Consider the following 10,247-nt stretch of genomic DNA (forward strand, 5'->3'; position numbering starts at 1 on the left):
CCAAGGCATCACCCACCTCACCGAGACCGACGCCATCACCCTCTACACCGAACTCGCACCCCACCCCACCCTCACCCCCCACCTCCCCGCCAGCGCCCGCAGCACCCCCCACCTGCCGTCAGAGACCCGCACCCACCTCGCCACCCTGGTCAGCCTCCACACCCACCACCACCCGCTCGACCTCACCCCCCACCTCCCCCGGCCCAGCGGCGGCCTCCCGAGCCTGCCCACCTACCCCTTCCAGCACCGCCCCTACTGGCTGCGCGCCGACCCCACCAAGGCGACCGACGCCCGCCCCGGCGACGCGGCGCTGTGGGACGCGCTGGAGCGCGAGGACCTGGACGGCGTGCTGTCCGCGATGGGCGTGCGGGACGCCGACGTCACGGCGTGGAAGACCGTCCTGCCCGCGCTCGTCACCTGGCGGAGGCAGCGCGGCTGGGGCCACCGACTCGGATGGGAGGCCCTGGACGGCGGCACGCCGCCCCCGCTGGACTGCGGCGCCTGGGTCGTCCTGGTCCCCGAGGGCACCGAGGAGCAGCCGGCCGTACGGACCGTGCTGACGGCCCTGGACGAGGGCGGGGCCGAGGCCGAAGTCGTCACCGTTGCACGGGAGATGGCCCGTACGACGTTCGCCGGCCGGCTGCGCGCCGCCCTGGGGACCTGCGGACCCCGGCTCGCCGGGGTGCTGTCGCTGCTGGCGTTCGCCGACCCGGCGCGGCCGGGCCCCGACGGGCTGGAGCTGTCCGCCGCGCTGCTGCACGCGCTCGACGACGCCGCCGCGCGGACCCCCGTGTGGTTCGTGACCGCGGGCGGCGCCGCCACGGGTCGCCAGGACCCGCCCGCCGACCCCGCGCAGGCGGCGGTCTGGGGGCTGGCGCAGGCATTCGCCGTCGAACACCCCGAGCGCTGGGGCGGCTTGGCCGACCTGCCCGCGGGCGGCGCCGGCGACCGGGACGTGCGCGATCGGCTCCGGGTGGCGCTGGCAGGCCGGGCGGACCGCTCGGGTGCCCGCGAGGACCAGGTTGCCATCCGGCCCGGAGCGCTCTTCGCCCGCCGGCTGCGGCCCGCGGACCTCGCCGCCGCCACCGGGCCGTGGCTGCCCGCCACGGACGGCACGGTGCTGGTGACCGGGGCATCCTGCGCGCTCGCCGGCGAGGTCGCCGTCGAGCTCGTACGCGAAGGGGTGCGCCGTCTGCTCCTGGCCACCGAGCCCGGGACGGACGGGGCGGACGGCGAAGCCGCCGCGCTGGTCGCGCAGTTGCGCGCGGCGGGCGCGGACGCGACGGTCGCCCCCGTCGACCTCACCGACCGCGACGCCGTCGCCGCGCTCCTCCGCTCCGTCGCCCCCGAGCACCCGCTGACCGCGGTGGTGCACACGGCCGCCGAGCTCGACGACGCCGTCGTCGGCGCCGTGGACGGCGACGACATCGGCCGGCTGCTCGACCCGGCCGCGGCGTCCCTTGCGCACCTCTGCGAACTGACCCTGGACCGCGGGCTGCAAGCGTTCGTGCTCTGCTCCTCCGCGGTCGGCATCCTCGGCGCGGCCGGGTTCGGTGCCCAGGGCGCCGTGCACGCCCACCTGGACGCGCTGGCCCAGACGTACCGCGTACGCGGCCTGCCCGTCAGCTCGCTGGCCTGCGGTCCCTGGCAGGCCCCGGAGGCGGCGGAGTCCGCGGCCGGAAAGCACCTGCGCTACCAGGGCATCCGCCCCATGGCGCCCACGCCCGCGGCCCGGCTGGCGGTACGTGCCCTCGCCGGCCGGTCCGCCGCGCCCGTCCTCGTGGACGTCGACTGGGACCGCTACGTCAGGCAGTCGGAACAGGGTGCCGTCGGCTCCCTGTTGCGCGTGATCCCCGAGGCCGGCGGCGCCGGCGCCGCGGAGAGCGGCGCCCGGGAGCAGGACGCCGACGGCGCCGGACCCCTCGGCGAGGCCGCCGCGCGGCTGCGCCACCGGCTGGACACCGCCCCCGCCGCCCAGCGCGCCGAGCTGCTGCTCGAGCTCCTGCGGGACGCCGCGGCCCAGGTCCTCGGGCACGCGGACACCGCGGAGATCCCCGCCGACGCCCAGTTCACCGAGCTGGGGTTCTCCTCCTTCACGGCCCTCGAACTGTGCAACCGGATCGCGGCCGTGTCGGGGCTGCAGATCCCGCCGATGGCCATCTTCGACAACCCCACGCCGCAGGCGCTGGCGGGCTATCTGATGACCACGTTCGAGGGGGAGACCTCCCCCGCACCAGCGGCCGGGGCCGCGGCCCGGTGACGCGCCGAGCGCCGACCCGGGCAACGCGCCCCGTACCGACGTACGTTCGTACCTTCCGAAGGAGCCTTTATGAGTGAGCCGGTCGTCGTCGTGGGCGCCGGGCCCGCCGGTCTGATGCTCGCCAGCGAGCTGGCGATGCGCGAGGTGCCCGCGGTCCTTGTGGACGTCCACCCCGCGCAGCGCGCCGAGGCTCCGGCCATGGCGATCAACGCGGGCACGCTGGAGATGCTGGACCAGCGCGGCCTGGCCGCCGGGCTGCGGGAAGGCACGGTGACCTTCCCCGAGGTGCGGTTCGCGGACCTGCGCCTCGCCTTCGAGAAGGTCCAGGGGCCGCGCGAGCCCACCCACATGGTGCTGCAGTCCCGGCTGGAGAAGGTGCTGATCGACCGCGCGGTCGAACTCGGCGTCGACCTGCGCTGGGCCACCCGCCTGACCGGCTTCGAAGAGGCCGCCGACGGGTCCGGTGTCACCGTCACGCTCGCCTCCGACGCCGGCGAGGAGACGCTGCGCTGCCGGTACCTCGTCGGCTGCGACGGGCGGGACAGCGTCGTCCGCGAGGGCGCGGGCATCGACTACGTCGGCGACGACTGGGTGATCGTACGCGGCATCGTCGGCGACGTCGCGATCAACCGCGAGGACGTGGCCCGCGAGCAGTACGGCCTGTCCTACACCGAGAACGGCGACCAGTTCCTCGGCGCCCCGCTGAGCCCCGACGTCATGCGCGTCTTCAGCGCCGAGTTCTCCACCGAGCCGCCGGAGTTCGAGGACGGCCCGGCGACGCTGGAGCAGCTCGGCGACGCCGTCGAGCGGCTCACCGGCAAGGAGCTGAAGGCCACCGAGGCGCACTGGCTGCGGCACTACTCGATCGTCACCCGCAACGCCGAGCAGTACCGCAAGGGCCGGGTGTTCCTCGCCGGCGACGCCGCGCACGTCCACTACCCGTACAACGGGCAGGGCATCGGCACCGCCATCGGCGACGCGGTCAACCTGGGCTGGAAGATCGCCGCCGAGGTGCACGGCTGGGCGCCGGAGGGCCTGCTCGACTCGTACCACGACGAGCGGCACCTCGCGGGCCGGCTGGCCTGCATGAACATCCAGGCGCAGCTCGCCCTCCTCTACCCGCGCCCGCTCGCCCGCTACATGCGGGAGATGATGGCCGAGTTCCTGAAGTTCGACGAGGTGAACGTGTTCCTCGCCGAGCTCGTCACCAACCTCGGCCCGGCCGTGCCCATCGCCTATGACGGCGTGCCGAAGAGCAACGAGGAGGACCGGCTGCTCGGCCGGCGGCTGCCGCAGGTGCGCATCAAGACCGCCGCCGGCGACATGGGCGTCGCCGAGACCCTGCAGTCCGGCCGCGGCGTGCTGCTGGACCTGTCCGGTGACGCCTCGGCGCAGGAGGAGAGCGGCTGGGCCGACCGGGTCGAGGTCGTCCGCGCCCAGCCCGTACCGGAATTGCCCCGCACCCTGCTGCTGCGCCCCGACGGCTGCGTCGCCTGGCACGACGGCGACGGCTGGGGCCAGGACGAACTGCGCATCGCTCTCCGGGCCTGGTTCGGCGCCCCCACCGCCTGACCGGATCCGGTACGCGCCCGGAGAGCGCGCGCGGCTCCGCGCCCCGCGCTCTCCGGGCGGCCCTGCGGCCCGTACTCCGAAGGTGAGAACCGGGCAAGGGCGGCTTTAGGCCAACGGACCAGCATGACCGCGTCGGCGCCGGTGCCTGCTCTGCTGAGCGGGCCCGGCGCTTTCGCCCAGCAGTATCACCACCAGAAGGGACAGCAGTGCGCCCGACAGAGATCCCCTCCCGGCTGACCGCCGCCGGGGCCGCCGCCATCGTGCTCACCGTGCCGATCGGCGCGAGCCAGGCCCACGCCGCGGACACCCACAAGGCCGAGTGCATGACCATCTCGTTCATCGAGCAGTTGGTCACCACCGAGACCAAGGACGCGGCTCCGGTCGGTCCGAGCGTCGGCGACGTCGTGATCACCGAGGACGCGGTGCTGGACGACCAGCGCAACCGCATCGGCACCAACGACATCAAGGGCATCATCATCAAGAAGGACGCCGAGACGGGCGAGCTGTACTCGTTCTCGGCCTCCGAGTACACCCTCGACGACGGCACCATCCACGTCGCGGGCCTGGTCAACCTCACCCAGCTGGCCGCCGGCAAGGAGCAGAAGCTCCCGGCCTACGGCACCGGCGGCCGCTACGCAGGCAAGGTCGGCGAGCTGACGTGGACCCTCGTCAGCGAGACCGAGTCGCTCAACTCCATCGCGCTCTGCGACTGACGTCGCGGTCCGCAGCCGAACGACGGGCTGAGACCGGCGGGCACACCCCCGCCGGTCACTCCTGCCCGACCCCGACCAGCAGAGCCCGGGAAGTGCGATGATCCTCGAACCTCAGGTGTGGGCCGCCGCCCCCGCGGACAGCTCAGGCAACTGGGCCACCGACCTCATGGAGAGCCTCGGCTCGCCCGGGGTCGCGATCGCCACCGGCCTGGAAAGCCTCTTTCCCACCGTGCCCAGCGAACTGGTGCTGCTCCTCGGCGGGTACACGGCGCGCCTCGGCGACCTCAACTTCTTCGCGCTCGTCTGCTGGAGCACCCTCGGGTCCGTCATCGGATCCGTCCTCCACTACTACGTCGGCGCGCTCCTCGGCAGACGCCGTACGCGCGCCATCTTCATCCGCTTCCCGCTGGTCCAGGAGTCCGATCTCGACCGTGCCGAGGGGTGGTTCGGCCGCTACGGCGCCAAGGCCGTGCTGGTCGGCCGGCTGATCCCCATCGTGCGCAGCTACGTCTCGCTCCCCGCCGGGATCGAGCGCATGGCGATGCCGCTCTTCGTGGCGTACACGGCGATCGGCTCGCTGGTGTGGAACCTCGTGCTCCTCACCGTCGGCTACGCGGTCGGCAGCAGCCACGACACCGTGGAGCAGTACGCCAACGGGTTCACCGCCGTCGTCGGCGCCGTCCTCCTCGTGCTCGTCGCGCGGTTCGTCGTCGTCCGGCTGCGGGCCCGGCGCCGGGAGCGCCGCGAGGCCCCGGCGGAGTCCGCGTGACCTGCCCGTAAGCACTCAGCCCACGGTTAGGCCCTCTTTAGCCCGGCCGCCCAGCATGAGCCAGTACCGCGCCCGGTATCGCCTCCGCGCGCCCGCCGGGCCCCCGACGGATCGGAGTGTGGACAGTGTCGGAACCGGCGGCCCAGGCCCCCGCGCGACCGGAAGGCCCGGCATCCATCGCCGTGGTCGGGACGGCCTGCCGTCTCCCGCAGGCTGACACGCCCGAGGCGTTCTGGGAGCTGCTGCGCGACGGCCGCGACGCCGTCACCGGCCTCCCCGAAGACCGTCCCGACCTGCACGCACCGGGGGAGGCACGGCAGCAGGCGCGCCGCGGCGCTTTCCTCGACCACGTCGACCTCTTCGACCCCGCCTTCTTCGGCATCGGCCCGCGCGAGGCCGCCGCCATGGACCCGCAGCAGCGCCTCGTGCTGGAGCTGGCGTGGGAGACGCTGGAACGGACCGGCATCGTGCCCGCGACGCTCGCCGGCACCCGCACCGGGGTGTTCGTCGGCGCCATGGCCGACGACTACGCCCGGCTCACCCAGCAGCTCGGCCCGGCCGCCGTCGGCCAGCACACCGCCACCGGCCTGCACCGCGGCATCATCGCCAACCGCGTCTCGTACCTCCTCGGCCTCACCGGCCCCAGCATGTCCGTCGACACCGGGCAGTCCTCCTCCCTCACCGCCGTCCACCTCGCCTGCGAAAGCCTGCTGCGCGGCGAGGCGGACCTCGCCCTGGCCGGAGGCGTGAACCTCAACCTCACCGCCGACGGCTACGAGATCACCGAGAGCTTCGGCGCCCTGTCGCCCGACGGCCGCTGCCACACGTTCGACGCCCGCGCCAACGGCTACGTACGCGGCGAGGGCGGCGGGCTCGTGCTGCTCAAGCGGCTGGCCGACGCCCTCGACGACGGCGACCGCGTGCTCGGCGTCATCCTCGGCAGCGCCGTCAACAACGACGGCACCACGGACACCCTCACCACCCCGGGCGGCCGGGGCCAGACCGACCTGCTGCGGCTGGCCTGCGAGCGCGCCGGCATCGCCCCCGGCGACGTCCAGTACGTCGAACTGCACGGCACCGGCACCCGGCTCGGCGACCCCGTCGAGGCGAAGGCCCTCGGCGAGACCCTGGGCGCGGGACGCGGCGACGGGGACCGGCTGCGCGTCGGCTCCGCCAAGACCAACGTCGGCCACCTGGAAGGCGCGGCCGGGATCACCGGCCTGATCAAGACGCTGCTGAGCCTGCACCACCGGGAGCTGCCCCGCAGCCTCCACTTCCGCTCCGCCAACCCCGCGATCCCGCTCGCCGGCCTCGGGCTGCGGGTGCAGGAGGAGCACGGGCCGTGGCCGCACGCCGACCGGCGGCTGATCGCGGGGGTCAGCTCGTTCGGGATGGGCGGGGCGAACGCCCACGTGGTGGTGGCGGAGCCGCCGGCCCCGAGCGGGGACGCCGCGGCCGGTGCCGCAGGCGCCGAGCACGCGGAGAACGCCGCCCCGGAGTCCGCGGCGCCCGTCACCGGCGCCGGCGTGCTGCCCTTCCTCCTGTCCGCCCGCAGCGCCGCCGCCCTGCGGGCCCAGGCGCGCCGGCTCCACGACCACCTGACCGCGCGAGGCGACGTCGCCCCTCCCGTCGACGTCGCCCGCGCCCTCGTCACCACCCGCGCGTCCTTCGAGTACCGGGCCGCCGTCCTCCCCGCCCTCACCCCCGCGGAGGCGACGGCTCCGGCCGCCGGGGGCACGCTCGACGCCCTGCTCGCGGGACTTGCGGCGCTCGCCGACGACACCCCCGCCTCCGGCGTCCTGCGCGGCACCGTCCGCGACGGCCGCGTCGCGCACCTCTTCGCCGGCCAGGGCAGCCAGCGGGCGGGCATGGGCCGCGAACTGCACGCCACCTGGCCGGTCTTCCGCGCCGCACTCGACGAGCTGTGCACCGCCCTCGACGTCGCGCTCGCGCCGTACGTCGACCGCCCCCTGCGCGACGTGATGTTCGCCGACGACGACCCGGAGCTGCACCGCACGGTCTACGCGCAGCCCGCGCTCTTCGCCTTCGAGGTCGCCCTCTTCCGGCTGCTGGAGAGCTGGGGCATGCGCCCGGACGTGGTGGCAGGACACTCCATCGGCGAACTCGCCGCCGCCCACGTCGCCGGCGTGCTCACCCTGCCCGACGCCTGCCGCCTGGTCGCGGCCCGCGGAGGGCTCATGCAGGCGCTGCCGGAGGGCGGCGCGATGATGTCCGTGCGCGTGCCGGCCGACGAGGTCGAGGCGCTGCTCACCGGACCCGACGCCCTCCCCGGGCTGGACGTCGCCGCCGTCAACGGCCCCGCGGCGACGGTCGTTTCCGGCGAAGCCGAGGCGGTCGAGCGGCTGGCCGCGGTGTGCGCGGAGCGGGACTGGAAGACGCGCCGGCTGCGGGTGAGCCACGCCTTCCACTCCGCGCACATGGACGGCATGCTCGCCGACTTCGCCGCTGTCGCCGCCGAGCTGGACTTCCGGCCGCCGCGCATCCCGATCGTCTCCAACCTCGACGGCCAGGAGATCGGCGCCGACGAGGTCTGCGACCCCGGCTACTGGGTGCGGCACGTCCGCAGGACCGTCCGCTTCCACGACGGCGTGCGCTGGCTGGGCGCGGCCGGCGTCACCACGCTCGTGGAGATCGGCCCGGACGGCGTCCTGTCAGCCATGGCCAAGGACTGCCTGCCCAGTGCCGTGACCGTACCGCTGCGCCGCGGCGGCACGCCCGAGGTGCGCGAGGTGCTGACAGCGGTCGTACGGGCCCATCTGCACGGCGTGGCCGTCGACTGGTCCGCCGTGTTCCAGGGCGCGAGCGCCGGACATGTCGACTTGCCGACGTACGCGTTCCAGCGCGAGCGCCACTGGCTGACGGGGGAGCGGCAGGCCCCGGCGGTGCGCCCGGCCGAAGGCCCCGGCGGGGCACGTACGGACGCGTCGGCTTCCGCCGCTCCGGCAGCCCCCGCCCCCGGTGCGGGCGGCGACCCGGCGGAGACCCTGGCGCTCGTCGTGGGCGAGGCCGCCGGCGTCCTCGGGTACGCCGACGCGTCGTCCGTCGAGGTCCGCCGCGCCTTCCGCGACCTGGGCTTCGACTCGATCTCCGCCGTCACCCTCCGGGACCGGCTGGCCGACGCCACCGGCCTCGACCTGCCCAGCTCCGTCCTCTTCGACCACCCCACCCCCGAACGCCTCGCCGCCCACCTGCACGCCCGGCTCACCGGCGCCGACGAGGGCGTCACGACGACGGCCACCGCCGTGGACGCGGACGATCCGGTCGTGGTGGTGGGGATGGCGTGCCGCTATCCGGGCGGTGTGACGTCGCCGGCGGAGCTGTGGGACATGGTCTGGTCCGGTGGCGAGGGGATCTCGGAGTTCCCGGTCGATCGCGGCTGGGGCGCCGATCTTTTCGACGCGGATCCGGGTAGGTCGGGGAAGTCGTACGCGCGTCATGGCGGGTTTCTGCATGATGCGGGGGATTTTGACGCGGAGTTCTTCGGTGTGTCGCCGCGTGAGGCGCTGGCGATGGATCCGCAGCAGCGGTTGGTGCTGGAGGCGTCGTGGGAGGCGTGTGAGCGCGCGGGTGTGGACCCCGACAGCCTGCGCGGCAGCCGCACCGGGGTCTACATCGGCGCCACCGCGCAGGAGTACGGTCCCCGGCTCGCCGACGGGCACGACGGCCACGACGGGCATCTGCTCACCGGCACCACGGTCAGCGTGCTGTCGGGACGGGTGGCGTACGCGTTCGGTCTTGAGGGCCCGGCGGTGACGATCGACACCGCGTGCTCGTCGTCGCTGGTCGCCGTCCACCTCGCTGCCCAGGCGCTGCGCAACGGGGAGTGCGACCGGGCGCTCGTCGGTGGCGTCACGGTCATGGGCTCGCCCGGGATGTTCCTGGAGTTCTCGCGGCAGCGGGGTCTTTCGCCGGACGGTCGCTGCAAGGCGTTCGCGGAGGGCGCGGACGGCACGGGCTGGGCCGAGGGTGTCGGGCTGTTGCTGGTGGAGCGGCTGTCGGAGGCGCGGCGGCAGGGGCACGAGGTGCTGGCGGTGCTCCGCGGCTCCGCCGTCAACCAGGACGGTGCGTCCAACGGGCTGACCGCGCCCAACGGGCCGTCCCAGCAGCGGGTTATCCAGCAGGCGCTGGCCAGCGCGGGACTGAGCGCCGGACAGGTCGACGCGGTGGAGGCGCACGGGACCGGCACCAAGCTCGGCGACCCCATCGAGGCGCAGGCGCTGCTCGCGACGTACGGGCGTGAGCACTCGGCGGAACGGCCGCTGTGGCTGGGGTCGTTGAAGTCCAACATCGGGCACACGCAGGCCGCTGCCGGCGTGGCGGGCGTGATCAAGATGGTCGAGGCGATGCGGCGCGGGGCCCTCCCGCAGACGTTGCACGTCGATCAGCCCACCACGCAGGTGGACTGGGATGCGGGTGCGGTGTCGCTGTTGACGGAGGCGCGGGAGTGGCCGGAGACGGGTGAGCCGCGGCGGGCGGCGGTGTCGTCGTTCGGGATCAGCGGCACGAACGCGCACGTGATCCTGGAGGCGGCACCGGAGGAAGAGCGGACGCCTGCTGAGCGGTCCGGTGTCCTTCCGGTGGTGCCGTGGGTGGTGTCGGCGCGTAGCGCGGAGGCGTTGCGGGATCAGGCGGCGCGGCTGGGGGAGTTCGTCGCGGCGGCCGGGGGAGAGGTGTCTCCGGTCGACGTGGGGCTCTCGCTGCTGTCCCGGTCGACGGGCGACTACCGGGCCGTGGTGGCGGGCTCCGACACCGAGGAGTTGCGGAGCGCGCTGGCCCGGGTGGCGGCGGACGACTCCGAGTGGTCCCCCGCTTCGGCGGGCGGTGTGGGTCTTCTGTTCACCGGTCAGGGTGCGCAGTGGCCGGGGATGGGTGCGGGGCTGACGGGCTTTGCGGTTTTCCGTGAGGCGTTCGA

5 protein-coding genes are annotated in these 10,247 nt (G+C 74.5%); all 5 read left to right on the forward strand.

Translation table 11 applies throughout. The features are described from left to right. Positions 1–2,260, forward strand: a 2,260-nt coding sequence (locus FB457_RS34940; protein ID WP_145784697.1) for an SDR family NAD(P)-dependent oxidoreductase, incomplete at its 5' end; no start/stop codon positions are given. Between the two features lie 69 nt (positions 2,261–2,329). Then, the gene (locus tag FB457_RS34945) at positions 2,330–3,832 is read left to right on the forward strand and encodes an FAD-dependent monooxygenase (protein WP_047014286.1); all 1,503 of its coding nucleotides are present in this window, start codon (positions 2,330–2,332) and stop codon (positions 3,830–3,832) included. Positions 3,833–4,038: 206 nt separating this feature from the next. Beyond that, positions 4,039–4,545 (forward strand): allene oxide cyclase barrel-like domain-containing protein, encoded by a 507-nt coding sequence (locus tag FB457_RS34950; RefSeq protein WP_047014285.1) that lies wholly within the window; start codon positions 4,039–4,041, stop codon positions 4,543–4,545. Between the two features lie 97 nt (positions 4,546–4,642). Next, entirely contained in the window at positions 4,643–5,314 is a 672-nt protein-coding gene (locus tag FB457_RS34955) for a DedA family protein (RefSeq protein WP_047014284.1), read from the forward strand. Positions 5,315–5,496: 182 nt separating this feature from the next. Beyond that, positions 5,497–10,247 (forward strand): type I polyketide synthase (locus FB457_RS34960; protein ID WP_145784698.1); only part of this gene is annotated, 4,751 nt, incomplete at its 3' end.

Source organism: Streptomyces sp. CNZ287 (assembly GCF_007827615.1).

Bases quoted from the DNA above. Each gene is read 5' to 3' on its own strand.
- FB457_RS34945 (WP_047014286.1), top strand. From the start codon at position 2,330: ATGAGTGAGCCGGTCGTCGTCGTGGGCGCCGGGCCCGCCGGTCTGATG.
- FB457_RS34955 (WP_047014284.1), top strand. From the start codon at position 4,643: ATGATCCTCGAACCTCAGGTGTGGGCCGCCGCCCCCGCGGACAGCTCA.